Here is a 24,881-nt window from a genome sequence, read left to right as displayed (position 1 = left end):
ACCTCTCCCGAGGAGCCCAGACGTGAAACGACGCAGAACCATCCTGTTGTCCCTGACGGCCCTGCTGGTGGCCGGACTCACCGCCCTCCCGGCCGGACCGGCCGGCGCCGAGGAGGTCGAGCAGCTCAAGAACGGGACGTTCGACACCACGACCGAGCCGTGGTGGGCGACCACCAACGTCACCGCGGGTCTGTCCGAAGGGCAGCTCTGCGCCGACGTCCCCGGCGGCACCGCCAACCGCTGGGACGCCGCCGTCGGCCAGAACGACATCACGCTGGTGAAGGGGGAGTCGTACCGCTTCTCCTTCACCGCCGACGGCACGCCCGCGGGGCATGTCGTGCGGGCGATCGTCGGCCTGTCGGCGGCCCCGTACGACACTTACTTCGAGGTGACGCCGGAGCTGAGCGTCTCCGGGAACTCGTACGCGTACACCTTCACCTCACCCGTCGACACCCCGCAGGCCCAGGTCGCCTTCCAGCTCGGCGGCAGCGCCGACCCGTGGCGCTTCTGCATGGACAACGCCTCCCTGCTGGGCGGCGTGCCACCCGAGGTGTACGAACCCGACACCGGGCCACGGGTGCGGGTGAACCAGGTCGCCTACCTGCCCGCCGGACCGAAGAACGCCACGCTGGTCACGGATGCCACCGCGAGGCTGCCCTGGCAGCTGAAGAGCGCTGACGGTGCCGTGGTCGCGCGGGGCTGGACGCTGCCGCGCGGCACCGACGCCTCCTCCGCGCAGAACGTCCACTCCATCGACTTCGGCGCCTACCGCAAGCAGGGCAAGGACCTCACACTGGTCGCCGACGGGGAGGCCAGCCGCCCCTTCGACATCGGCACGGCCGCCTACGAGCGCCTGCGCCTGGACGCCGTGAAGTACTACTACACACAGCGCAGCGGCATCCCGATCCGCGACGACCTGCGCCCGGGCTACGCCCGCCCCGCCGGACACGTCGACGTGGCACCCAACCAGGGCGACGGTGCCGTGCCCTGCCAGCCGGGCGTGTGCGACTACAAGCTCGACGTCACCGGCGGCTGGTACGACGCCGGCGACCACGGCAAGTACGTCGTCAACGGCGGCATCTCCGTGTGGGAGCTGCTGAGCACCTACGAACGCGAACGGCTCGCCCGCACCGGGCAACCGGAGAAACTCGGCGACGGCACGCTCGCCATCCCGGAGAGCGGCAACAAGGTGCCCGACATCCTGGACGAGGTCCGCTGGGAGCTGGAGTTCCTGCTGAAGATGCAGGTGCCCGCGGGACAGCCGCTGGCCGGCATGGCCCACCACAAGATCCACGACGAGCAGTGGACGGGCCTGCCGCTGATGCCGCACGACGATCCGCAGAAGCGCGAACTGCACCCGCCGTCCACCGCCGCGACCCTGAACCTGGCGGCGACGGCCGCGCAGGCGGCGCGACTGTACAAGCCGTACGACAGGCAGTTCGCGGCGAAGGCGCTGGCGGCCGCACGCAAGGCCTGGTCGGCGGCGCTCGCGCACCCCGACCGGTACGCCTCCGAGAGCGACGGCATCGGCGGCGGCGCCTACGCCGACAACAACGTCACCGACGACTTCTACTGGGCCGCGGCCGAGCTGTATCTCAGCACGGGTGAGAAGGAGTTCGCGGACCACGTCCTGGGCTCCCCGGTCCACACGGCCGACATCTTCGGACCGCTCGGCTACGACTGGGCCAGGACCGCCGCCGCGGCCCGGCTGGACCTCGCGACGGTGCCGAGCAGGCTGCCCGGCCGGGACAAGGTGCGCCAGTCCGTGATCAAGGGCGCGGACCGCTACCTGGCCACACTGAGGACGCAGGCGTACGGGATGCCGTACGCCCCCGAGGACAACCTCTACGACTGGGGCTCCAACCACCAGATCCTGCACAACGCCGTGGTCATCGCCACCGCGTACGACATCACGGGCGCCTCGAAGTACCGTGACGCGGCCGTGCAGAGCATGGACTACCTCTTCGGCCGCAACGCGCTGAACATCTCGTACGTGACCGGCTACGGCGAGGTCAACTCCCGCAACCAGCACGCCCGCTGGTACGCCCACCAGCTCGACCCGAGCCAGCCGAACCCGCCGGTCGGCACGCTCGCCGGCGGGCCGAACTCGAGCATCCAGGACCCCTACGCACAGAGCAAACTCCAGGGCTGTGTCGGTCAGTTCTGCTATATCGACGACATCCAGTCCTGGTCGACGAACGAGCACACCATCAACTGGAACTCCGCCCTGACCCGGATGGCCTCCTTCGTGGCCGGCCAGGGATGACGGCCGGCTGAGCAGAGCCGAGAAGAGCTGAACAGAGACAGGAGGCCCGCTGCCGACGGGTGCGGCGGCGGGCCCCCAGGTGCCGGGATCCTGGACTACGACGTGACGTTCTTGACCGGCAGGTCCTTGCTCGCGCCGGCTATGTAGTAGTCCTTGGGCGCGGAGAAGATCACGAACTCGTTGTCGTAGTTCCGGATCTTGGCGCGGACGGTGAAGTCGCCGCGCGCGTCGGTGGTGGTCTGCGCGTTGTAGGCGCTCTCGAAGTACGTCCGCAGGAACACCCGGGTGCCCGCGATCGGGCCGTGCCCGGCCGGCCAGGCGATTCTGCCCTTGACGACGAGGGTGTCGCCGACGCGCACCTTGGTCTTGTTGACGCGGTAGGTGATGGCGCTGGTGACCGGCTCCACCTTGACCGTGGTGTCGGCGAAGGCCATGTGGAAGTCGGTGGGGTCGGTGTCGTAGACGGCCCGGAACATCACCCGGTGGCGCGGGAACAGGTACGGGCTGGGCTGGTCGTCCACGCGGTCCGCGGGGACGTCCTCCAGGGTGAAGTGCCCCTCGTCGTCCGTGTGGACGGTGCCCAGGTCGCGGGTCTCCCACTCGGTCGGGTCGATGGGATCTCCCCACGGGTTCCAGGTGTCGAACAGCACCGATGCCTCGAGCCGGACCGGTGCGTCGGCGACGGGGGTGCCGTCGGCGCGGGTGAGGGTGCCGGTCAGGTCGACCGTGCGGTTCGCGTAGTCGGTGGTGGCGGTGCTGCTGGTGAGGGTCACCTGGTAGTCGTCGCCGTCCGCGGCGTGGGCGGGCTGCACGAGGGCCGCGGTGGCGGCCAGGGCGAGAGCGGCGACGGCGGTCGGTCGGGCGGCCGTTGAGCGCATGTACACGATAACTCCGTCGGTGGTGTGAGCTGTTGTCGTCCCCGGAGCACCTTTGGTGTCGGTATGGGGTCTGACAGCGGGACAGCACCCGGAGTTGTAGGGGCGGTGGGGTCGAGACGGCCCCGGTACATGTCGTTCGCCCGATTGTCGCGTCGGGTTCCCCTATGGTTCGCGCTCGACGTGCCCGACGAACTCGCCGGATCTCTCGTGAGCGGTGAGCGTGTGGAGTTCGGCCTGGCTAAGCGGCTCGTGCACCTCGACGTACTCTCCGTGCGGAAGCCGCTTGATCACGCCCGTTTCTCGGCCGTGCAACACGCGCTCTGTGTCCCGGAGTTGCAGCCCCAGGCAGACGCGGCGGGTGACGACGAACACGGCCACCGGGACGAACAGCGTTGCGATGCGTATCACCCAGGTCACCGTGTTGATCGACAGATGGAGGCGGGTCGCCAGGATGTCGTTGCCGCCGCCCGCGAGGAGGATCAGATAGAGGCTGATCCAGGCCGCGCCGATTCCCGTCCGGACGGGGCGGTTGCGGGGACGGTCGAGGAGGTGGTGTTCACGCTTGTCGCCCGTGAACCGGGCCTCCAGGAAGGGATACACGCCGATGAAGACCAGCAGGAGCGGGAAGACCACGACCGGGATCAGCACGCCGAGAACCAGCGTGTGGCCCCACAGCGTGATCTCCCAGCCCGGCATGATCCTGACCAGGCCCTCGGCGAAGCCCAGGTACCAGTCGGGCTGGGCGCCGGTGGAGACCTGGTCGGCGCGGTAAGGGCCGTACGACCAGACCGGGTTGATCGTCACCACGGCCGCCAGCACGGCGAGCGCGCCGAAGACCAGGAAGAAGAAGCCGCCCGCCTTCGCCAGGTACACCGGCATGAACGGGGCGCCGACGACATTGCGCTCGCTGCGTCCGGGGCCCGCGAACTGGGTGTGCTTGTGGTGCACGACCAGCAGGATGTGCGCGACTACCAGCGCCGCCATGATGCCGGGGACCACCAGGATGTGCAGCGAGTAGAAGCGGGCCACGATGTCGTCGCCCGGGAACTCCCCGCCGAACAGGAACATCGAGAGATACGTCCCCACGATGGGAACCGACAGCAGGGCCCCGTTCACGAACCGCAGGCCTGTTCCCGACAGCAGATCGTCCGGCAGCGAATAGCCGAACAGGCCCTCGAACATGCCGAGGAACAGCAGCGTCCAGCCGAACAGCCAGTTTATCTCCCGGGGCTTGCGGAACGACCCCGTGAAGAAGTGCCGCATCATGTGCGTGAGCATCCCGGCGACGAAGACCAGCGCCGACCAGTGGTGCAGCTGGCGCATCAGCAGCCCGCCCCGCACGTCGAAGCTGATGTCGAGCGTGGAGGCGTACGCCTCGGACATGCGGACGCCGTTCAGCGGGAGGTAACTGCCGTGGTACGTCACCTCGTTCATCGACGGGTGGAAGAAGAAGGTGAGGTACACGCCGGTCAGGATCAGCACGACGAAGCTGTACAGGCAGATCTCGCCGAGCAGGAAGGACCAGTGGTCCGGGAAGACCTTGCGCAGGTACTTCCGGCCCAGCGAGTGGATGCCGAGCCGCCCGTCGAACCAGTCCGCGACGCGCTCGCCCCTGGCGGGCGCGGGCAGCTCCCGGGTGCTCATGCCTCTTCCCGGTGGAGGTGCGTGAGCTTGTCCGGGTTGGCCACGACGTAGATGCCGGACACCCGCTCGCCGTCCGGCGTCAGGTCCAGCACCAGTACGGCGTACGGCTCATCGCCCTGGAACAGCACCGCCGCGTCGTCGCCGTTGACGCGCCGGTAGCGCAGGTCCAGGTGGCCACCACCACCCCTCTTCGCGTACGACCCGAAGAACCGGAGCGCCTTGTCCCGGCCGTGCACGGGACGCAGCGCCGCCGGCTTCCGCTTGCCGCCGGCGTCCGTCCACACCGTGACGTCCGGCGCGAGGACCTCCATCAGCGCGGCGATGTCCCCGCCCACCGCGGCCCGCACGAACCGCTCGGTCGCCTCCCGCCGCACCCGCGGATGTGCCTCGTACAGCGGCCGCCGCGCATGCACATGCTCCCGCGCGCGATGCGCCAGCTGCCGTACGGCCGCCGGGCTGCGGTCGATGATCTCCGCGATCTCCGTGTGGGGGTACCCGAACACCTCGTGCAGCACGAACACCGCGCGCTCCAGCGGCGTCAACGACTCCAGGACGACCAGCATCGCCAGCGACACGGACTCGGTGCGCAGGGCCGGGTCGTCGGCGCCGGCCCCCTCGCCGTCCGCGACCAGCGGCTCGGGCAGCCACGGGCCGACGTACGTCTCCTGACGGCGGCTGATGGCGGCCCGCCGCGCCAGCGCGTGGTTCACCGCGATCCGTACGAGGTACGCCCGCGGGTTCTCGATGCCGTCCAGCGGCGAGCCCCCGCCGCGCGCCGTCCACGACAGCCAGGTCTCCTGCAGGACGTCTTCCGTGTCGGCGACGCTGCCGAGCATGTTGTAGACGACGCCGAACATCAGCTCACGGTGCCGGACGAAGACACCGGTCGCCTCGTCGGTGACGGATACGGGGCTGTCGGACATACGGGGGCCTCCCAGTGCGCGCTCACTACTGCGAGGCCCGGCTGAGGCCGGAGTGTGACATCCCGCGGTCGAATGTGACCTACGTCTCGGGGGTGTCGTTCGAGCGGAACCGTGCTCGCCAGAGCGCTCGGCACCCCCTCGGTACCGACGTACATCACACTTGACCTGCGGGTATTTACGGGTAAGTACCCGAGCGGTACCGTGAGGGCATGCCAGCTCTCAACGTGGAGTTCAGCGACCGCGAGCTAGAGGACCTGCGGCAGATCGCCAAGGAGCGCGGTACGTCGATGAAGGCGCTCGTGCGGGAGGCGGCCGCGGCCGACATAGCCCGGCACCGGGCGCTGCAGGAGGGCGCCGAGGCGTTCCGCCGGTTCTTCGCGACGCACGCGGACGAGTTCGCGGCCGCCTTCCCCGACGACGAGCCGCCCGCCAAGGGCGAGGGACGGGCCGCCTGACCGATGGCACCCGTCATCCATATCGACGTGCCCTGGCTGCTCCAGCGTCACGAAGAGGTCCTGCCGGACCAGCCCACGATCAACGACTTCTCCGCGTTGGTCGCCGCCGTCGCCCGCCATCGCGTGGATCCGCCCCGCCTGGGCGTCGACTCCGACCCGGCCTGGCGGGCCGCCGCGCTGCTGCACACCCTCGCCCTGCTCAAGCCGCTTCCCTCGGCCAACGCGCGCTTCGCCTGCGCCTCCGCGGTGGCCTACATGTTCGTCAGTGGCGTCGGCATCGACCCGCCCTACGGCGCCCTCGTCGATCTCGCCCGCGACCTGATCTCCGGGAAGGTCGACGTGTACGGCGCGGCCGACCGGCTGCGCTCCTGGCAGATCTGAGTCCCGGCGTCCGGCGGACCCGTTCCGCCCGCCCTCGGGGCCGCCGACCGAGGGCGGGAGGAACAGGGTCGGCGGCCCGTGTCGCGCAGGAGAGCCGCCGTCCTGCGCCCGGCCTTCCGAGGGGCCGTTACCAGTGGACTACGCCGGCGCGTGCGCCGGGGAGCGTGCGCGGCGCTCCGGCGCGTGCGTGCGTTTCACACGGGGCGCACGGAATGCCGAAAGATGATGCAGGTGCGGCGTGTTGCCGCCGTATCTGACCTTCTTTCAAGGGGGCGGATGTTGTCCGAGTGCCTTGTTGGCCACGAGTGTGCTGTGCAAGGGTGAACTACCCGTGGGGGGTTGGAAAAAGACCGGGGCTCATCAGTTCCCTGGGGAACCGGAACAGATGGACGTCGGTGAATTCGGACTCCCCGCGCTCGCGCCGAAAAGGTACACACCAGACCGCTCCTCCCTTTCGGTGCCAGACCTTCTGAGCCACATGCGCGTGGGAAGGATTCCCCTCAGTGCCCACCCCCCACCCCCCTCGCCCGCCTTACCCGCCGCCAGGCGGAGTTCCCGAGGAATCCGACGAAGGCCTCGCCGCGCGGCTGCGAGGCTCTACGGACTCCGAGGCCGCTCCGTCCGCCGCGCTGCTCATGGCGCGGCACTGGCAACCCGGCCGCGAATACGCGGTGATCTGTCTCGCCGCTCCGTCGGCTGTCGCCGACATGGTCACCGCCGCCGCCTTCCACCAGGTCCTCGACCGTCTGGCGCTCGGCGAACCGGCGGTCGCGCTGCGGCCCCGGCTGCTCGTCGCCGTCCGGGACACGGTCCGGCAGTGGGCGTCCGAAGAGCGAATAGCAGGTGTACTGCCGGAGTTGGCGAAACCCGCAGGCGGTCGCGGTATGCGTGCCGCGAAGTCGATGACGCCCGAAAATCGAAGGCTCGCCGATCGGTCATTCCAGGCGCTTCCGGGAGTTGCGCGATGCCTGCTCTGGCATACCGAGGTCGAGGCCGAACCGCTAAGCGTCCCGGCCGGGTTGCTGGGCATGGATACCGTTACCGCGTCGGCCGCTCTCGAACAGGCGCGTGATAAATTCCGCGAAGGTTGTGTACATGCCCATCGTGAACTCGCGCCGACCAAGGATTGCCGGTTCTACAACCGACTCCTCGACGTCCCCATTCGCCGCGGCGGGGCTCTGCTGCCCGATGTCCAGCAGCATCTGACGGAGTGCCGCTACTGCCGCAACGCCGCCGAACAACTGAGTCATTTCGAGGGCGGGTTGGGAGTGCTGATCGCCGAGGCGGTGCTCGGCTGGGGCGCGCGTCGCTATCTGGACACCCGCCCGGGCCGTGCGCGGTCCGACGGGCCCCGTACGCGCGGCGGCGCACGGCACGGCGCCGGACGACGACGCCTGCTGTCGCGCATCCCCGTGCAGGTCCGCAGACCCGCCGGCGGACCACGTTCCTCGCGCACGCTGCTCACGGGCGTGGGTCTGGCCTCCGCGGGGCTGATCGCGGCCATGCTCGCCGCCGGTCTGCTCTCCGACGACGACGGCGTGGACCCGGCCGCCTCCGCCACCGGCAGCGGCACCCAGGTGCCGCCCGCGGTTTCCTCCGCACCGCCCGGCACGGCCCAACTCCCCACCGCACCCCTTCGGTCCAGGCTGCGCAACGCCGACTCGGAGCTGTGTCTCGACATCCGGGGCGAGCCGAAGGCCGGGGCCGGAACGGAACTGGCCGAGTGCTCGGCCGACGACACCCAGCAGTGGTCGTACGAGAAGGACGGCCTGCTGCGCAGTGTCGCGGACCCCGAACTGTGCCTGGACTCGCACGTCGACGCCGGGGTGGTGATCCTCGGCGAGTGCGCCGACGACGACGCGAAGCGGGCCGACGACGTGCGCTACGACCTCACCGTGCAGGGCGAGTTGCTGCCCCGCTGGGACGACCGGCTCGCCCTCGCGGCCATCACCCCCGACGCGGGCGCCGACATCGTCGTCAAGGTCCGCGACAGCTCCGACGCGCAGCGCTGGCTCACCGATCCGGTGACGTCGGCGAGCCCGGGCTCGCTGTCCAGCGGGGAGACCGGGACGCCGGCGGCGCGGGCTGTGCGGCTGGCGGAGGAGGAGGCGTAGGCGCGGACGTGGAGCGGGATCGGCAGGCGGCTTGGCTCGTGGGCGGCTTGTCCGGTACCGGCCCGCATCGGCGTCCTCGCACGCCACTGCGTTCGGCGCGTGCGAGGACGCCGGCTCCCTTCGTGTGCCAACGCCGAGGAGGACTCGCCTAGTTCACGACATCCCGCACTGCTCCGCCCGACAGGAAGGCGGTCACGTTCTCGACCGCGGCCAGCGCGATCCGGACCAGGGTCTCGCGGGTCACGCCACCGGCATGCGGGGAGAGCACCACGTTCGGCGCGCGGAGCAGGCGCAGGGCCGAGGTGGGTGGTTCGGGGTCGAAGACGTCGATGCCCGCCCCGGCCAGCGTGCCCTTCTCCAGCGCGTCCGCGAGGGCGTCCTGGTCGATCAGGGCGCCTCGCGCGGTGTTGATCACGAATGCCGTCGGCTTGAGCAGCGTCAGCCGTTCGGCGTTCAGCAGATGCCGGGTCCCGTCGGTGAGCGGGGCGTGCAGGGTGATGTAGTCGGCGGTGCTCAGCAGTTCGTCGAGCGGGACGTGGCGGGCGCCGCCGTACTCGGCCTCCGTCTCCGGCGGCAGCCGGTGTCGTCCGGCGTAGACCACGCTCATGTCGAAGGCGACCGCGCGGCGGGCGACCTGCCGTCCGATCCGGCCCAGTCCGACGATGCCGAGCGTCTTGTCGCACAGCTCGGTCAGTGAGTGCTGGAGGCGGGGGAGTGCCCAGTCGGCCTCGACGAGCGCGGTGTGCGCGGGGACGAGCTGCTTGGCCAGGGCGAGCATCAGGGCGAAGGTCTGCTCCGCCACGTTCTGCGCCTCGGCGCCGCTGGAGCTGATGTTGCACACCCGCACGCCGCGCTCGCGTGCCGCCTCCACGTCGACATAGTCGAAGCCGTGGCTGGCGCACTGCACCAGCTCCACCTCCGGCGCGGCGGCGAGGTGTTCGGCGGTGACGGGGGCGAGGGCGGTGATGACGGCGTGGGCGGAGCGCAGGGCGGCCGGGTCCTCGTCGGCCGCCTCGACGACGGTGACGTTCGCGCCCTCGGGGAAGAGGGTGGTCAGTCCGGCTCCGATGCCACGGCCGCCCACGTGGGGCGAGATGACGGCGAGGACGTTCCTCGGGGTCGTCATGCGGATTCCTCGATGAGGTCGGCGGGGCCGATCGTGGCGGGGGTGGCGTGCCCGGACAGGGCGAGGGTGAGGTCGAGTTCGGCGAGCAGACAGCGGATGACGTGCTCGACACCCGCCTGCCCGTCGAGGCCGAGCCCGTAGGCGTACGGCCGTCCGACCAGCACCGCCCGCGCGCCGAGGGCGAGCGCCTTGAAGACGTCGTCCCCGGTACGGATCCCGCTGTCGAACAGCACCGTCAGCCGGTCGCCGACCGCCTCCACGACCCGGGGCAGGGCGTCGGCCGCCCCGACGGACCCGGCGACCTGGCGGCCGCCGTGGTTGGAGACGACGACCCCGTCCATCCCCGCGTCGGCGGCCGCGCGGGCGTCGTCCGGGTGCAGGATGCCCTTCAGGACGATCGGGCCGTCCCAGTTCTCCCGCAGGAACGCCAGGTCGGGCCAGGTCTTGGCGGGATCCGCGAACATGCCGACGAAATGCATCACGGCCGCGTTCGGATCCTCGTGCACCGGCTTGGCCAGGCCGGCCTGGAAGGCCGGGTCGGAGAAGTAGTTGGCCGTGCCCACCCCGTGCAGGAACGGCAGATAGGCCGTGTCGAGATCGCGGGGCCGCCACGCCAGCATCGGCGTGTCCAGCGTGACGACGAGCGCGGTGAACCCGGCCGCCTTCGCCCGGCGCAGGAAACTGCGGGTCACCTCCGGATCCTTCGGCCAGTACAGCTGGAACCAGCGCTCGGCGTCGCCCATCGCCTCCGCGACCTGCTCCATGGGTGTGCTGGACGCCGACGACAGGATGAACGGCACGCCCTGCGCGGCGGCGGCCCGGGCGGCCGCGCACTCGGCGTCCGGGTGCATGATCGACAGCACCCCGACCGGCGCCAGCGCCAGCGGTGCGGGCAGGGCGCGGCCCAGCACCTCCACGGACAGATCCCGTTCGTGCACGTTCCGCAGCATGCGTGGCACGATCCGGCGCCGCCCGAGGGCCGCCCGGTTGGCGCGGGCGGTGCTGCCGTCGCCCGCGCTGCCCGCAACATAGCCGACGGGTCCGGGACCGAGGCGCCGCTCGGTCAGCTCCTCCAGCCGGGTCAGATCGGTGGGGAGGCGGGGTACGGCGCCCGACATCCCGTTCAGGTAGATCTCGTACTGGAAGTCCGCCCAGTGCTTGCCCATGCGTAAGCCCCGCCTCTCGTCACTGAGAACGCGCTGTACGCCGACCATACCGACCGGTAGGCGGGGGAGTGGATCAGGGTGCGGTCACCGACTCGTGCAGGATGCGGGCCAGTTCGCGAGGCTGGGAGAACATCGGCCAGTGGCCGGTGTCCATGGTGACCAGCTCCCATTGGTCGCTCTTGAGGAGTTCGGCGACATCGTCGCTCGGCTCGGGCCAGTCCAGCAGGCACTTGACGTAGGTCGTCGGCATCTCGGCGAGCGAACGGGTCAGGACGGCCGGTTCGGTGAGCGTGGCGCCGGGGTGGGGGGTCGCGCCCCGCACGATGCGGGCGATCTGCTCGTCAGTGAGGCCCTGGTCCGCCAGATCCTCGGCCGAGAAGGGAGCCCAGAAACCGCCGTTCGCCTCGATCGCCGCCCGCACCCCGTCGCTCGGCCAGCCCCACAGGAACGACTTCCCGTCGATCGGGACGTTCGCGTCGACGTACACCACCCGCGCCAGCCGGTCACCGATCCGCTCGGCGGCCTGCCCGACCGGTACGCCCGAGTAACTGTGCCCGACCAGCACCACGTCCTGCAGGCCGAGCCGCTCCACCTCCTCGACGATGTCCCGCACATGGGTCTGCTGCCCGGCCGGTATCCCCCGCTTCTCGGCCAGCCCGGACAGGGTCAGCGCATGCGCCCCGTGTCCGGCCGCCCGTAGCTCGGGCACCACCTCGTCCCACGCCCACGCACCCAACTTCGCACCCGCCACCAGAACGTAATCGGTCATGAGGGCAAGGTAGTCGAGGGCACTGACAACGCCCCCGGACCGCTGATCGGCGGCACCGGAACCTCCACGGTCCGGGCCAGCCGCGCCCCCTCGGGCCCGTACACCGCCCGCGGCTCGGGGAACAGCCGCAGCAGCGCCAGGAACAGGACGGCGGCCACGACCAGCGACAGCGGCAGGCTGATGTCCACGCCGCCCGCGAGATCCCCCAGCGGGCCGACGAACTGCCCCGGGATGTTCGTGAACAGGACGCCGGTCAGCGCCGCCACCCACCAGGCGGTCATGCCCCGCCAGTTCCAGCCGTGCGCGAACCAGTAACGGCCGCCGCGCTGACGGCGGTTGAAGACCTGGAGGGCGTCGGGGTCGTACCAGCCGCGCCGGGTCCAGTAGCCCAGCATCATGACGACCATCCACGGCGTGGTGCAGGTGATGATCATGGTGGCGAAGGTCGAGATCGACTGCACCAGGTCGAGCCCGAACCGCCCGATGAAGATGAACGCGATCGACAGTCCGCCGACCAGCAGCGTCGCCTGCACCCGTGACAGCCGGGGGAACACCGACGAGAAGTCGAGCCCGGTTCCGTACAAGGCCGTCGTGCCCGTCGCCATGCCGCCGATCAATGCCAGCAGGCACACCGGCAGGAAGTACCAGCCGGGCGAGATCGCCAGCAACCCGCCCACGAAGTCCGGCGCCGCCGGGTCGACGTACTCCGGGACCTTCGTGGCGATGATGCTCGCCGTCGCCAGGCCGAAGACGAACGGCAGCAGCGTCGCGAGCTGCGACAGGAACGCGGCGCCGACCACCTTGCGGCGCGGGGTGCTCGCCGGGATGTAGCGGGACCAGTCCCCGAGGAACGCCCCGAACGAGACGGGGTTGGACAGCACGATCAGGGCCGCCCCGATGAACGACGGCCAGAACAGCGACTGAGTCGCCGCGTCCGCGGAGTCCGTGAACACGCCCGCGTACGACGGGTCGAAGTCGCCGGCGAACGCGATCGCGCCGAGGAGGAACAGCACACTGGCCGAGGGCACGGCGACCTTGTTGACGAACAGCATGAAACGGAAGCCGTAGACGCAGACCGCGAGGACCAGTCCGGCGAACAGGGCGTAGGCGACGACGTACGAGAGATTGCCGCGGGTCAGACCGAAGAGCCGGTGTGCGCCGCCGACGAGGGCGTCGCCCGAGCTCCACACCGAGATCGAGAAGAACGCGACGGCCGTCAGCAGGGAGAGGAAGGAGCCGACGACGCGGCCGTGCACTCCGAGGTGCGCGGAGGACGAGACGGCGTTGTTGGTGCCGTTGACCGGGCCGAACACCGCCATCGGACAGAGGATCAGCGCGCCCACGACGACCCCGAGCAGCGTGGCCGCGAGGCCCTGCCAGAAGGAGAGGCCGAACAGGATCGGGAAGGCGCCGAGGACACAGGTCGAGAAGGTGTTGGCGCCGCCGAAGGCGAGGCGGAACAGATCGAGCGGGGTGGCGGTGCGCTCGGCGTCGGGGATGCGGTCGACGCCGTGGGTCTCCACCTCGGTCAACGAGGGAGCGGGGGAGCGGACGGTCGAGACGGCGGAGACGGATCGGGGCTCAGGGGACACGGGGGCTCCAGCGGGGGCGGGGCGGTGGAGCGCGTTGTGACGCGGCGGGGGTGACGGCCGGTGCCTGCCGCTGGGGTGCGCGGGCGGCGCGGATGCCGTCCTCTCGGGGATCTGCAGACGGTACGGCGGGGCGTGAGATCCGCACCAGAGGACGGTTCATCCACCTTCAGTGCCTTGATTGGACGAAACCTCCATCAGTCATGGTCCGTGGGCGCGTCCTCCGGCTCCGTGTCCGGTCCCTGCGCCCGTACCCGCTGGACGTTCTCCAGGGACTCGCGCAGCTCGGTGAGCCAGTCGTCCGTGTGCCGCTGGACGAGCCGTACGCACCAGGCGAGGGCGTCGCTGCGGCTGCGGGCGACCCCGCCGGCGATCAGGGTGTCGAGGACCTGGCGCTCCGGCTGGCGCAGGCGGGTCATCACCGGCGCGGCGATATGGGTGAACAGGGCGCGCTCGCCGTCGCACTCCACACCCCAGGACACCTTCCGACGGAACCGGTGCTCCGCATCCCGGGCCACCCCGATCCGGGTCTCCCGGGTGCGCTCCCGGAACTCCTGGATCCGGCCCTCCACGGCCGCCTCCCGCTCGGCCGCAGAGGCGTCCTCGGCCAGGTGGGGAGCGGGGATACGGCCGATCACCGTGATCTCCTCGCGGTCGACCGTCACGTCGGTCAGCTCCTCGAAGAGGTCGTCCGGCAGGCGGCCGGCGAACCAGCCGCGCAGCTTCTCTCGTTGTTCGCTGGTAATCATGTAATCACGATTACTCCGCTGCCGGACGAACACAAGGGCCGGGGCGCGAGTCAGCCGAGAGCTCAATCGGAGGGCTCAACCGGAATGTTTCAGGCCTATTAATCAGCGTGCGGAATCCGGCCACCGGGCGACTTGGAACGATCAAGAACCGCCAAGTTTCGGCGTTGGAACGTTCGAACTCCGTTACTTCACGCCACTGATTCAATACGCAAGGTTACTGAAACCCGTGGTGTCGATGTGAGTTTCGGCGGCGGACTCGGCAGACTCCCGCTCGTCGCTCCGGCACCGATCGCGCCGGAGCCGGCACACCCTCGACTCGAGCGGAAGGATGCACACAATGCGGAACACCGCGCGCTGGGCAGCGACCCTCGGCCTCACGGCCACCGCCGTCTGCGGACCACTCACCGGATCCGCCCTGGCCGGCCAGGACGCCGCCCCCGCCTCGCTCTACGCCCCCTCGGCCCTGGTGCTCACCCTGGCCCACGGCGACAGCGCCACCATGACCACGCCGGTGCGCGCGGTCACCTTGAGCTGCGCGCCGACGGCCTCCGGCACACATCCCGACGCCGTGTCGGCCTGTGGTGAACTGCGGGGCGTGGGCGGGGACTTCGATGCACTGAGAGCCAGGGAGGGCGTGCTGTGCACCAAGCAGTACGACCCCGTGATCGTCACGGTCGACGGCGTCTGGCAGGGCAAGCGGGTCTCCTATGAGCGCACCTTCTCCAACGAGTGCGTGAAGGGCTCCTACGGGACGAGCCTCTTCGCGTTCTAAAGGACCGGGATCGCACAGCCTCGTGCAGTACGGCACGGACGCGCGGATGGGGAGTGTGCGTCCTGCCGTGGGGCCCCGCGATCTCGCACCGGGGGTCGGCCGGGCGGAGTGGGGCCGCCCGGCCGACACCTCGAAACCCTAGGTAGTGTCATCGTCTTTCCCCGGGGAGCAGGCTGAGGGGTCCTCTCCCGGGACGCCGGACAAGGGCGCGAAGCGGCCCAGCAGACCCGCACCGCGCAGCAGCCGCAGTATCCGCGGCGCGTCGGAGACGATCCGGAGGCGACCGCCCCGCTCTCTGACCCGGGTCTCGGCCCGGCACAGCACGCGCAGTCCCGAGCAGTCGAAGAAGTCCACCCGCCGCAGATCGACGAGCACGTCCGGCTCGGGCCGCGCCGTCGCCGCGTCCAGATGCTCGGCGACGAACGCCGCGGTCGCCAGATCGATCTCGCCCACGACCTCGACCACGGTGAACGCACCGCATCTGCGGGTGCGGGCATGGGCGTTCGCCGGGGGCGGCACACGGCGGAGGGGGTCCGTGGCCAGGTCCTCGGTCGGATAGGGGGCGCGGTCGTCGGCGTCCGGCGTCATGTCCGCTCCACCTCGGCAGGGGGGCTTTTGATCCGGGTAGTTACCCGGGGGCGAGGGTGAGCATCCCTGCCGCGCCCTGTGCAAGATCTGGTTCACTCGACTTGGTGAACTTTGCCCAAGAAGATTGACTCTTCGCCCCTTTCGTCGCTCGCCGGTTTGTCCGGTCGTCCGGCAGCTCCTTGCCGCCGATGTGACGTTTCCCATTGCGCGGCCCGTCCGGCCCCGTGAGTCTCTCGTGGAACAAGCGTCCGAAGAACTGTTATCAGCAGCTCATCGATCGATCTCCCATGTATCGGACAGCTTCGTTCGGCGTCGAGGACAGGGAAGTTTTTGATGGGTACAGAGCGCACGACGGAACTGGCGGCACTGGTCACCGCGGCCCGAAGCGGCGACCAGGAGGCTCAGGACGCCTTGGTCGGTGCGTACCTCCCGCTGGTCTACAACATCGTGGGAAGGGCTCTGAACGGCTCCGTCGACGTCGACGACGTCGTGCAGGACACCATGCTGCGCGCCCTCGACGCGCTCGGCGGGCTGCGTACTCCCGAGAGCTTCCGCTCCTGGCTCGTGGCGATCGCGATGAACCAGGTGCGAGCCCACTGGCAGGACCGCCAGGCGGCGACAGGCGGCGTGGAGGAGGCCGAGAACCTCGCGGATCCGGGCGCCGACTTCGTGGACCTCACCATGGTGCGGCTGCAGTTGTCCGGCCAGCGCCAGGAGACCGCACGCGCGACACGCTGGCTGGAGCCCGACGACCGAGGGCTGCTGTCCCTGTGGTGGTTGGAGTGCGCCGGCCAGCTGACCCGCGCCGAGGTCGCGGAGGCTCTGGAACTGTCCCCGCAGCACACGGCGGTCCGGGTGCAGCGGATGAAGGCGCAACTGGAGGCGGCCCGTGTGGTGGTGCGGGCCCTCGACGCCCGGCCCCGATGCCAGGAACTGCAAGGCGTGGTGGCCTCCTGGGACGGCCGGCCCTCGGCGCTGTGGCGCAAGCGAATAGCCCGGCATGCCCGTGATTGCGTTCAATGCTCCGGTTTGTGGGCCGGGTTGATGCCCGCAGAAGGGCTCCTGGCCGGTCTCGCGCTGGTCGCCGCGGCGCCCGCGCTGCTGGACCGGGTGCTGTCCGCCGCCGACGGAATGGCCATGGTCGGTTCGGCCTCCCGGCTGAACTCGTCCGGGGGGCACCCCGGATCGGGCCGGAGCGCCGGGCGCCGTGCCTCGGGTGGCCGGGCGGCCTCCCGCAGCGAGGCCCGCCGGCGGCGGCGCGTCAGACGCCGGGCCGTCGGGGGCGCCGTCGTGGCGGCCTGCGTCGCGGGCGGCGGCCTCTGGTACCTCGACCGGGACCCCGGTGCCGGGACCGAGGAGCCGACCGCCGCGTCGGCCGCCGGCGCCCCGGAAGTGGACCTGTCGGAGGTCAGCCCCATCGAGACCTCCCCCTCGGCCTCCAAATCTCCGTCGCCGTCCGCGTCACCGACGAAGAAGGCGAGCCCTTCCAAGACCCCCAAACCCACCAAAAAGGCCACGCCTACTCCCCGGCCGACTCCCAAGCCGACCCGGACCGCGTCCAGTACGCCGCAGTCGCAGCCGGTCCCGACCGACACCATCGGGCAGGTGGTCGCGCTGGTGAACAAGGAGCGGTCGGCCGCCGGATGCGGTCCGCTCGCCGAGGACTCACTGCTGAACAAGGCCGCGCAGGGCCACTCCGAGGACATGGCCGCCCGCGGCTTCTTCGACCACACCAACCCGGACGGCGAGGACCCCGGACAGCGGATCACCGCGGCGGGCTACCGCTGGTCCACCTACGGCGAGAACATCGCCATGGGTCAGCAGACCCCGGAGGCGGTGATGGAGTCCTGGATGAACAGCCCGGGTCACCGCGAGAACATCCTCAACTGCTCCTTCAAGGACATCGGCGTGGGCATCCACAAAGGCTCCGGCGGGCCCTGGTGGACGCAGAACTTCGGCGCCAAGCTCTGACGCCGCGGACGCCGCCGCTCCCGGACGCGCCGATCACGCGATGAGGGCCGGAAGGAGTGGCCCCTGTATGCCTTGACGGTTATATAATCGTCAAGGCATATTGGACCCATGCCCGACGACGTCTCCCTCTGGAGCGCCCTCGCCGATCCCCACCGACGGGCCATCGTCGCGCTGCTCCTGGAGCGGCCGCGGCCCGTGGGGGAGATCGTGACGGCATGCGGGCTGAGCCAGCCGAGTACCTCGAAGCATCTGAAGGTGCTGCGGGAGGCGGGCCTGGTCCGGGTGCGGCAGGACGCGCAGCGGCGTGTCTACGCCCTCGATCCCGCCCCGATCGCTGAGCTCGACGCCTGGCTGGCTCCGTACCGCAAGCTCTGGAACAGCAGCCTGGACGCGTTGGGCCGCCGTCTCGACGAGACGTCGGACGACCCGCCTGCCGACGAAGGACTGATCCACCGAAGGACTGATCCGTCATGACCGCCGACCTCACCGGCACCTTTCTGACCCTGGACGACGGCCGCCCGGCCGTCCGCTTCAGCCGTACCTACGACCATCCCGTCGAGCGCGTCTGGCGGTTCGTGACGGACGCCGACGAACTGGCCCACTGGTTCCCGTCCCGCGCCGAGATCGATCTGCGCCCCGGTGGCACGATCAACTTCGGCGGTGACCCCAACATGGAGGACTCAACCGGCCGGGTGATCGCCGTCGACGAGCCCCGGCACCTGTCCTTCGAGTGGGGCGGCGACGAACTGCACTTCGACCTCGAGGCCCTCGACGACAAGCGCACCCGCTTCACGCTCACCAACGTCCTCGTCGCCGAGAACACGGCCGCCCGCAACAGCGCCGGCTGGGAGGTCTGCCTGGCCGCCCTCGACGCGCACGCGCGCGGGGAACGCTTCGAAGGACCGCACGCCGGGGCCGAAGCGCCCTGGAAGGAGCTCTACGACGGCTATGTGGCCGCCGGCGTCCCCTCCGGCGCCCCGGTCCCGGGCATGGACACCTGAACGTGATCAGTCCGCCGCCGGGGCGCAACTGCTGCCCGCTGCCGGGAGCCACAGCTCCGTGAGGCAGTCGTCCACGGCGTCACGTGTGCAGCCGCTGCGCCCGCAGCCCGGGCTGCGCCTCAGGGGTTGCCGACCGAACCCCTGAGCCGTCCCGGAACCGGCGGCCCGGCTCGCCCGCTCACGCCATCTGACGCCGAACCAGCTCGTGCAGCCGCCCGCCCGTGTCCGCGAGGAGCTGCGCGGGCGGGCCCTGCTGGGCGACCTTGCCGTCCTCCATGACGATCACCCGGTCGGCGTCCAGCACCGTCGACAGGCGGTGTGCGATGACGATGCGGGTGGCGTTGAGGGCCCTGGTCGACTCGATGACCGTGCGCTGGGTCTCGTTGTCCAGGGCGCTGGTCGCCTCGTCGAAGAACAGGATGCGGGGGCGGCGGATCAACGCCTGGGCGATCATCAGGCGTTGCCGCTGGCCGCCGGAGATCGCGCCGCTGCCCGAGACGATGGTGTGCAGCCCCATCGGCATCCGCTTGATGTCCTCGGCGAGGCCCGCCATCTCGGCCGCCGCCATCGCCTCCTCCGGTGTGTACGGCTCCGTACCGCAGATGACGTCCAGGATGGACCCGGTGAACGGCTGGGCGTGCTGCAGGACCACACCGCACTGCCGCCGCACCGCCGACTGGTCGAGCGCCGCCAGGTCCTGGCCGTCGTACAGCACACTGCCGGAGACCGGCTTGTCGAAACCGATCAGCAGGCGCAGCAGCGTCGACTTGCCGCAACCGCTCGGACCGACGATCGCCACGAACTCGCCCGGGCGTACGTCGAAGGACACGTCGTCGAGGATCAGGGGACCGTCGTCCGAGTACCGGAAGGACAGGCGGCGCGCCTCGATCGACCCGGTCAGCGGGCCCGGCCGGGTGCTCGCCGAGCGCACCTCGGGCGTCGCGTCCAGCACCGGCTTGATCTCCTCGAACAGCGGCAGCGCGGCCACCACCGACACGAACGCGCCGGTCAGCTGGGTGACCGAGGTCAGCAGCATCGTCACCGAGGTGTTGAAGGTGAGGAACGCGGCAGCCGACATCGACCCGCGTGCGGGGCCCGCGAGCAGCATGAACATCAGCAGCGTGCACAGCGGCAGGTACACGGCGCCCAGCACCGTGGTGAGGTTCTTGATCCGCCCCACCTTCTGCTGCAGCTCACGGCTGCGCGCGAACCGCTCGGCCCAGGCCGCGTACGCGTAGTTCTCGGCCGCCGCGACGCGCAGCTTGGGCAGTCCGCGCAGAGTCTGGAACGCCTGGTTGTTGAGCTTGTTGCTCAGCACCACCAGCCGCCGTTGCCAGCGCACCTGCCACAGTCCCAGCCCCAGGAACACGGCCGCGATGACGACGAGCATGCCGATCGCCGCGAGCGCCATCGGCACGCTGTACCAGAACAGCAGCGCCAGGTTCATCGCGCCCACCGTCACCGACGACGCCACCACAGGGCCGACTCCGGCCATCAGACGGCGGATCGCGCTGATGCCCATGGCCTGGCTCGCCAGTTCACCGGTCGAGCGCTCGGTGAAGAACTTCGTGGGCAGCCGCAGCAGCCGGTCCCACAGGGCCGGTTGGAGAGTCGCCTCGATGCGGCCCTCCAGGCGCAGAATCGTCAGGTTCTGCAGCAGCATGAAGGCCGCCGCCACCACGCTGCTGATCATCACGGCCAGACAGAACTGCACGATCAGCCCGGTCTGCGCCTTCGGCACGAACTCGCCGAGCACCTTGCCGGTCGCGATCGGCACCAGGGCACCGATCGCGACCGTCACCAGGCCGCTGATCATGAGGTTCGTCAGATCGCCGCCGGTGCCCCGCATGCTGAACCGCAGCAGCCGAAGCGGGCTCAACGCTCGGTCGGGCAGCGGACGGTAGAACATCACCGCACGCGGCTCGAACTCCTCCGAGTTGGCCTTCTCGATCGGCGTCTCACGGCCGGTCGCCGGATGGACGGCGACGTAGCCGCCGCGCCGCCACAGCAGCGCGACCGGCGCGCCCGAAAGGGCCCGGTGGCCCACCAGCGGTCCCACGTTGTCCCGCCACCAGCGCCCGTCCAGCCGTACGGCCCGGGTGCGCACGCGCGACGCGATGGCCACGCGCTCGACGGGGTCGAGCCGGTCGCTCTCCGTGCCGCTCTGCGCGGGCTCCGCCAGCGTGATCCCGGCCGCTTCGGCGACCAGCTTGCAGGCCGCGTAACTGGCGTCCGCGTCGGCGGCCGTCGTCCGCTTGTCGCTGCGCTTGCCGATGGACGCCAGCAGCGTCCGGTCGGCCTGGGCGCGCACCGCCTCGCCGGCCTTGATGCCCTCCGCCGTACGCGACTCGTGGGTGCGCTCCAATTGCTCGATCCAGCGGTCCAGCGTGGTCAGCAGGCGGTACTGCTGGTCCACCATGGACTGCCAGACCGCCGGGTCCATCAGCAGGTCGGCGGCCGCCTCCGCGCCGTACAGCGAGCCGTACTGCACGCTGCCCGGCGGGACCTGCATCCAGAAGACGTCGTCGTCGGTCACCTCGGCGGCCCGCTCGGTGGCCATGGGCGCCTGGAAGAGGATGGTGAGGCTGCGGCCGACGCCGAGCGCGAGGGCGTACTCCAGGGGGCTCGTCTGCGGCGGGACGTACTGCGGGTTGCCGTACTCGTCGTACGACCACGTCTGGGTGTTCGCGGGCTGGTACAGCTCGCGCAGCCCGATGCGGTGCACGACGCAGTCCCTGAGCGGGCGGGCCACCAGCGTGTGCTGCGGTCCGGCGACCGGACCCAGCAGCAGCGAGCCCGCCTCCAGCCGGCCCAGGTGGTGCCAGTGGCCCTGCTGCCCGGCGTCGACCGCGAACAGGTCCATCGCGCCGGAGGCGACCAGCCACAGCACCTGCGGACCTTCGAGGTCGAGGCGGTTGAATCCGGCGCAGTCGATGCGCGTGCCCATCTGCCCGAGCGCGTTGAGGACGAGGTCACCCTCGTGGACGGAGGTCATCTCACCGCTCCTTGACCAGTGCCGCGTACGCGCCGCCGCGCGCCACCAGTTCCTCGTGCCGCCCGCGCTCCACGATCGCGCCGTGCTGGAGTACGACGATCTCGTCGCTGTCGCGCACGGTGCTGAGCCGGTGCGCGATCACCACGCAGGCACAGCCGCGCTTGCGCAGGTTGTCCATCACGACCAGCTCGGTCTCCGCGTCCAGCGCGCTCGTCACCTCGTCGAGGACCAGGATGCTGGGGCGGCGCACCAACGCCCGCGCGATCTCCAGGCGCTGGCGCTGCCCGCCGGAGAAGTTGCGGCCGTCCTGCTCGACCTTGCTGTGGATGCCGCCCGGGCGGCGCATCACGACGTCGTACAGCGCCGCGTCGCGCAGCGCGTCCACCACCGCGTCGTCCGGGATGGACGGGTCCCACAGCGCCACGTTGTCGCGGACCGTGCCCTCGAAGAGGAACACCTCCTGGTCGACGAAGGAGACGGAGGCCGCGAGCGCGCCGCGCGGAATGTCCTCGATGCGCTGGTCGTCGATGCGGATGACGCCCTCCCACGGGGCGTACAGGCCCGAGATCAGCCGGGAGACGGTCGACTTGCCGCTGCCCGAACCGCCCACCAGCGCCACCTGCTGGCCCGGACCGACGGTCAGGTCGAAACCGGTGAGCAGGGGCTTGTCGAGGGGGCTGTAGCCGAAGGTGATGTTCTGCAGTTCGACGTGGCCGTGCAGGCGGCGCGTCGAATCGCCCGCGCCGGGGCGGCCGTAGAGCGGGTCCGCCTCGAAGTTCTCCACGTCCTTCAGGCGGGCCACGTCGGCGGCGAAGTCCTGGATACGGCCCGCGACGCCGTTAAGGCGGGTGATCGGGGCGGTGAAGCGGGTGACCAGGGCCTGGAAGGCGACCAGCAGACCGACGGATATGTGGCCCTCGACCGCGCGCATGCCGCCGATCCAGAGGATGAGCGCGCTGTTGAGCGAGGCCAGCGTGGGCGCGACCACGCCCAGCCAGGCGCTCGGCACGCCGAGGCGCTGCTGCTCCTCCAGCGTGGTGGCGTGCTGGCCGGCCCACTTGCGGAAGTAGCCGTCCTCGCCGCCGGTCGCCTTCATCGTCTCGATCAGCTGAAGGCCGGTGTAGGCAGTGTTGGTGAGCCGGGCGTTGTCCGCGCGGAGTTTCGCGGTCCGGGTGGCGCGCAGGCGGATGACGACCCGCATGGCGACCACGTTCAGCAGGGCGACGCCGATGCCGACGAAGGTCAGCTGGGGGTCGTAGGTGTAGAGCAGGATCGCGTACAGGACCACGACCACCGCGTCCACGCCCGCCGCCGCGAGGTCACGGGCGAGGGTCTCGGCGACGGCGTCGTTCGACTGGAGTCGCTGCACCAGGTCGGCCGGGCTGCGCTGGGAGAAGAACGTCACCGGCAGCCGCAGCAGATGGCGCAGGAAGCGGGCGCTGGACAGGGTCGAGGAGATGATGCGGCCGCGCAGGAGGTTGGCCTGTTGCAGCCAGGTCAGCACGACCGTGAGCGCGACGCAGGTCCCCATCGACGCGAACAGCACGCTCAGCAGGGAGGTCTGCCCGCCGATGAGGAACATGTCGATATAGGTGCGGCTCAGCGCGGGCACCGCAGCGCCGACCACCACCAGGAGCAGGCTCGCCAGGACGGCGGCGGGCATCGTGCCGGCGGTGCCGCGCAGCCGGGCGGGCATCGCGCCGAGGATGCCCGGCTTGCGCCCGCCCTTGCTGAAGTCCTCCCCGGGCTCCATGACCAGGACGACACCGGTGAAGCTGCCGTCGAAGTCCTCCATGGGCACGAAACGGCGCCCCTTGGCGGGGTCGTTGATGTACACGCCCCGGCGACCGAAACGGCGGCCCATGCCGTCGTAGACGACGTAGTGGTTGAACTCCCAGAACAGGATGGCCGGCGACTTCACCTCGGCGAGGGCGGCCGTGTCCATCTGCATGCCCTTGGCGGTCAGGCCGTAGCTGCGGGCCGCCTTGAGCAGGTTGCTGGCGCGCGAGCCGTCGCGGGAGACACCGCACGCGATGCGCAGTTCCTCCAGCGGGACATGGCGGCCGTAGTGGCCGAGCACCATCGCCAGGGAAGCGGCGCCGCACTCCACGGCCTCCATCTGGAGCACGGTCGGCGTGCGGACGGTCTTCGCCCGCCCCTTGGGCACGGGGCGCTTCGGCGGTGCGGCGCGGCGCCTGCCGCGGGTCTCCTGTGCGGGGCTCACGGCAGCAGCCAATCGACGGGACGCTGGTCGGTCAGCCGGATCGAACCCGAGGCCAGGGTCATCGAGGTGAGGTCGAACGGCGGCCCGTCGGCGGACGACCACTCGTAGCCGCTCTTCGTGCTCGACTTCTTGTCCAGCTTCACCAGTACGGCCACCGGCCTGCCGTCCTTGGTGAACTGCTCGCCCAGCTGGTTGTCCCCGAGGAACGCGGCGATCTGCTGCGCCGACTGCGCGGAGCGGTCCACCGACTTCACATGGCCGCGCAGGACGCCGTACTCCTGGGTGGGCACGGAGGAGACGGTGAGGTCCACGGCGGCCTTGTCGGGGATGGAGGCCGCGTTCTCGGCGGGGACGTACACCGTGGCGTACAGCGGGTCCTCGGCGTGGGCGACCTTCTCGACGGCGGCGACGTTCGCGCCGGTGGAGATGATCTGTCCGATGGTGGCGGCGAGCGCGGTGACCCGGCCCGCGGCGACCGTGCGGACGGTCGTCTCGCCCTGGGCCGTACGGACCTTCAGGACGGGGGAGTTCGCCGGGAGCCGTTCCCCCTGCTTGGCGAGGACCGCGGTGACCTGCCCGGCGACCGGGCTCTGCAGGATGTAGCTGCCCTGGCCGTGCGTGAGGATGGCGGGCGCGCTGACCGTGGAGGTGACCGAGCCGGTCACCGCCCATACGGAGGCGGCGGCCATGACGACCACGGTGACGGCGAGGACCAGCCAGCCCTGGGGGCGGGCGAAGCGCACCGGAAGGTCGAGCTCCTCCGGTGACTGGAGCTTGGCGAGGGCCTGTTGGCGGAACTGCAAGGAACTTCCCTCACCCGTAGAAGAGGTCGTTACAGCACGGGAGAATCCCGGAACCGCCGGCTGCGGCTCCGGGACTCAGTGGCGCAAAGGCGCGATCAGAGACCGGCGACCAGGCCCTGGACCGGGGCGGTGTTCAGGCCGGTGGTGCCCTCGACCGTGCCGACGACGGTGTCCACCAGGGCGGAGACCGGGGCGATGCCGTTCACCGCGTCAAGGGCGCCGTTCACGGCGTTGACCTGCAGGCCGCCGGAGACGTTGTCGAGCTCGGCGTCGGAGATCTCGACGGTCTCAACCTGGGGGGTGGAGTTCATGATGGAACTTCCCTTCCTAATGGATATCTCATAAGGGGGAGCGGCCCCCTCTGGGGACAGATGACGGCCGCGACCGCGAGCGCCCGGCGCCCGTTCCCGGAAGCCGTTCGCGGCCCCCGCGGTGCGATGGATCAAAGCACGCTGCGGGTACGGGCT

General features: G+C 70.5%; 21 protein-coding genes. 8 read left to right on the top strand and 13 right to left on the bottom strand.

The window, feature by feature from the left end; translation table 11 throughout:
- Positions 1–22 precede the first annotated feature (22 nt).
- Positions 23–2,266: a glycoside hydrolase family 9 protein gene (locus ACIBAG_RS00250; protein ID WP_399099217.1), complete on the top strand. Its 2,244-nt coding sequence runs from the start codon at positions 23–25 to the stop codon at positions 2,264–2,266.
- A 95-nt stretch (positions 2,267–2,361) separates the two neighbouring features.
- Here ACIBAG_RS00250 and ACIBAG_RS00245 read toward each other — a convergent pair whose 3' ends face one another.
- The 3 genes from ACIBAG_RS00245 to sigJ form a co-directional block, all read right to left on the bottom strand.
- On the bottom strand, positions 2,362–3,144 hold the full coding sequence (locus ACIBAG_RS00245; protein ID WP_399099215.1) for an acyl carrier protein: 783 nt from the start codon (positions 3,142–3,144) through the stop codon (positions 2,362–2,364).
- 162 nt (positions 3,145–3,306) lie between these two features.
- The gene (locus tag ACIBAG_RS00240; RefSeq protein ID WP_399099213.1) at positions 3,307–4,788 is read right to left on the bottom strand and encodes a cytochrome bc complex cytochrome b subunit; all 1,482 of its coding nucleotides are present in this window, start codon (positions 4,786–4,788) and stop codon (positions 3,307–3,309) included.
- Positions 4,785–5,711: an RNA polymerase sigma factor SigJ gene (sigJ, locus tag ACIBAG_RS00235; RefSeq protein WP_399099211.1), complete on the bottom strand. Its 927-nt coding sequence runs from the start codon at positions 5,709–5,711 to the stop codon at positions 4,785–4,787. The genes ACIBAG_RS00240 and sigJ overlap by 4 nt, the downstream gene beginning before the upstream one ends.
- A gap of 209 nt (positions 5,712–5,920) precedes the next feature.
- Here sigJ and ACIBAG_RS00230 point away from each other — a divergent pair, with 209 nt between their 5' ends.
- The 3 genes from ACIBAG_RS00230 (at position 5,921) to ACIBAG_RS00220 (ending at position 8,661) form a co-directional block, all read left to right on the top strand.
- Positions 5,921–6,166 (top strand): hypothetical protein, encoded by a 246-nt coding sequence (locus ACIBAG_RS00230; RefSeq protein ID WP_030845137.1) that lies wholly within the window; start codon positions 5,921–5,923, stop codon positions 6,164–6,166.
- 3 nt (positions 6,167–6,169) lie between these two features.
- Positions 6,170–6,547 (top strand): toxin Doc, encoded by a 378-nt coding sequence (locus tag ACIBAG_RS00225; protein WP_128435748.1) that lies wholly within the window; start codon positions 6,170–6,172, stop codon positions 6,545–6,547.
- 503 nt (positions 6,548–7,050) lie between these two features.
- Positions 7,051–8,661, top strand: coding sequence for an RICIN domain-containing protein (locus ACIBAG_RS00220; RefSeq protein WP_399099209.1), 1,611 nt, complete (start codon positions 7,051–7,053; stop codon positions 8,659–8,661).
- 148 nt (positions 8,662–8,809) lie between these two features.
- Here the strand turns inward: ACIBAG_RS00220 and ACIBAG_RS00215 are convergent, their stop codons facing one another.
- The 5 genes from ACIBAG_RS00215 to ACIBAG_RS00195 form a co-directional block, all read right to left on the bottom strand.
- Positions 8,810–9,787 carry a 2-hydroxyacid dehydrogenase gene (locus ACIBAG_RS00215; protein ID WP_399099207.1) on the bottom strand — a complete coding sequence of 326 codons (978 nt, stop codon included), beginning with the start codon at positions 9,785–9,787 and terminating at the stop codon, positions 8,810–8,812.
- Entirely contained in the window at positions 9,784–10,953 is a 1,170-nt protein-coding gene (locus ACIBAG_RS00210) for a lactate 2-monooxygenase (protein ID WP_399099205.1), read from the bottom strand. The genes ACIBAG_RS00215 and ACIBAG_RS00210 overlap by 4 nt, the downstream gene beginning before the upstream one ends.
- A 73-nt stretch (positions 10,954–11,026) precedes the next feature.
- On the bottom strand, positions 11,027–11,722 hold the full coding sequence (locus ACIBAG_RS00205; RefSeq protein ID WP_399099203.1) for an alpha/beta fold hydrolase: 696 nt from the start codon (positions 11,720–11,722) through the stop codon (positions 11,027–11,029).
- Positions 11,719–13,314, bottom strand: a complete 1,596-nt coding sequence (locus ACIBAG_RS00200) for a purine-cytosine permease family protein (RefSeq protein WP_399099201.1) — start codon at positions 13,312–13,314, stop codon at positions 11,719–11,721. Before ACIBAG_RS00200 ends, ACIBAG_RS00205 begins: the two co-directional genes overlap by 4 nt.
- 194 nt (positions 13,315–13,508) lie before the next feature.
- Positions 13,509–14,060 carry a hypothetical protein gene (locus ACIBAG_RS00195; protein WP_399099199.1) on the bottom strand — a complete coding sequence of 184 codons (552 nt, stop codon included), beginning with the start codon at positions 14,058–14,060 and terminating at the stop codon, positions 13,509–13,511.
- Positions 14,061–14,397: 337 nt separating this feature from the next.
- Between ACIBAG_RS00195 and ACIBAG_RS00190 the strand changes: the two genes are divergently transcribed.
- Positions 14,398–14,832 carry a protease inhibitor gene (locus tag ACIBAG_RS00190; RefSeq protein WP_399099197.1) on the top strand — a complete coding sequence of 145 codons (435 nt, stop codon included), beginning with the start codon at positions 14,398–14,400 and terminating at the stop codon, positions 14,830–14,832.
- Positions 14,833–14,970: 138 nt separating this feature from the next.
- On the opposite strand, the gene ACIBAG_RS00185 is transcribed toward ACIBAG_RS00190, so the two are convergent.
- Positions 14,971–15,420 carry an STAS domain-containing protein gene (locus ACIBAG_RS00185; RefSeq protein WP_399099195.1) on the bottom strand — a complete coding sequence of 150 codons (450 nt, stop codon included), beginning with the start codon at positions 15,418–15,420 and terminating at the stop codon, positions 14,971–14,973.
- A 333-nt stretch (positions 15,421–15,753) separates the two neighbouring features.
- Here ACIBAG_RS00185 and ACIBAG_RS00180 point away from each other — a divergent pair, with 333 nt between their 5' ends.
- The 3 genes from ACIBAG_RS00180 (at position 15,754) to ACIBAG_RS00170 (ending at position 18,392) form a co-directional block, all read left to right on the top strand.
- Positions 15,754–17,391, top strand: a complete 1,638-nt coding sequence (locus ACIBAG_RS00180) for a sigma-70 family RNA polymerase sigma factor (protein ID WP_399099193.1) — start codon at positions 15,754–15,756, stop codon at positions 17,389–17,391.
- A 108-nt stretch (positions 17,392–17,499) separates the two neighbouring features.
- On the top strand, positions 17,500–17,865 hold the full coding sequence (locus ACIBAG_RS00175) for an ArsR/SmtB family transcription factor (protein ID WP_399099191.1): 366 nt from the start codon (positions 17,500–17,502) through the stop codon (positions 17,863–17,865).
- Positions 17,862–18,392, top strand: coding sequence for an SRPBCC family protein (locus ACIBAG_RS00170; protein WP_399099189.1), 531 nt, complete (start codon positions 17,862–17,864; stop codon positions 18,390–18,392). The genes ACIBAG_RS00175 and ACIBAG_RS00170 overlap by 4 nt, the downstream gene beginning before the upstream one ends.
- A gap of 178 nt (positions 18,393–18,570) precedes the next feature.
- Here the strand turns inward: ACIBAG_RS00170 and ACIBAG_RS00165 are convergent, their stop codons facing one another.
- From ACIBAG_RS00165 to ACIBAG_RS00150, 4 genes are all read right to left on the bottom strand, one after another.
- Positions 18,571–21,387, bottom strand: a complete 2,817-nt coding sequence (locus ACIBAG_RS00165) for an NHLP bacteriocin export ABC transporter permease/ATPase subunit (protein ID WP_399099187.1) — start codon at positions 21,385–21,387, stop codon at positions 18,571–18,573.
- A gap of 1 nt (position 21,388) precedes the next feature.
- The gene (locus ACIBAG_RS00160) at positions 21,389–23,611 is read right to left on the bottom strand and encodes an NHLP family bacteriocin export ABC transporter peptidase/permease/ATPase subunit (protein WP_399099185.1); all 2,223 of its coding nucleotides are present in this window, start codon (positions 23,609–23,611) and stop codon (positions 21,389–21,391) included.
- Positions 23,608–24,414, bottom strand: a complete 807-nt coding sequence (locus ACIBAG_RS00155) for an HlyD family efflux transporter periplasmic adaptor subunit (RefSeq protein ID WP_399099183.1) — start codon at positions 24,412–24,414, stop codon at positions 23,608–23,610. Before ACIBAG_RS00155 ends, ACIBAG_RS00160 begins: the two co-directional genes overlap by 4 nt.
- A gap of 95 nt (positions 24,415–24,509) precedes the next feature.
- Positions 24,510–24,725 carry a type A2 lantipeptide gene (locus ACIBAG_RS00150; protein ID WP_399099181.1) on the bottom strand — a complete coding sequence of 72 codons (216 nt, stop codon included), beginning with the start codon at positions 24,723–24,725 and terminating at the stop codon, positions 24,510–24,512.
- Positions 24,726–24,881: the final 156 nt, after the last annotated feature.

The sequence above is a fragment of the Streptomyces sp. NPDC051243 genome (assembly GCF_044455405.1).
Taxonomy (GTDB): domain Bacteria; phylum Actinomycetota; class Actinomycetes; order Streptomycetales; family Streptomycetaceae; genus Streptomyces.
Note: the sequence above shows the minus strand (reverse complement) of the source record. Positions and strands in the feature narration are given on the sequence as shown.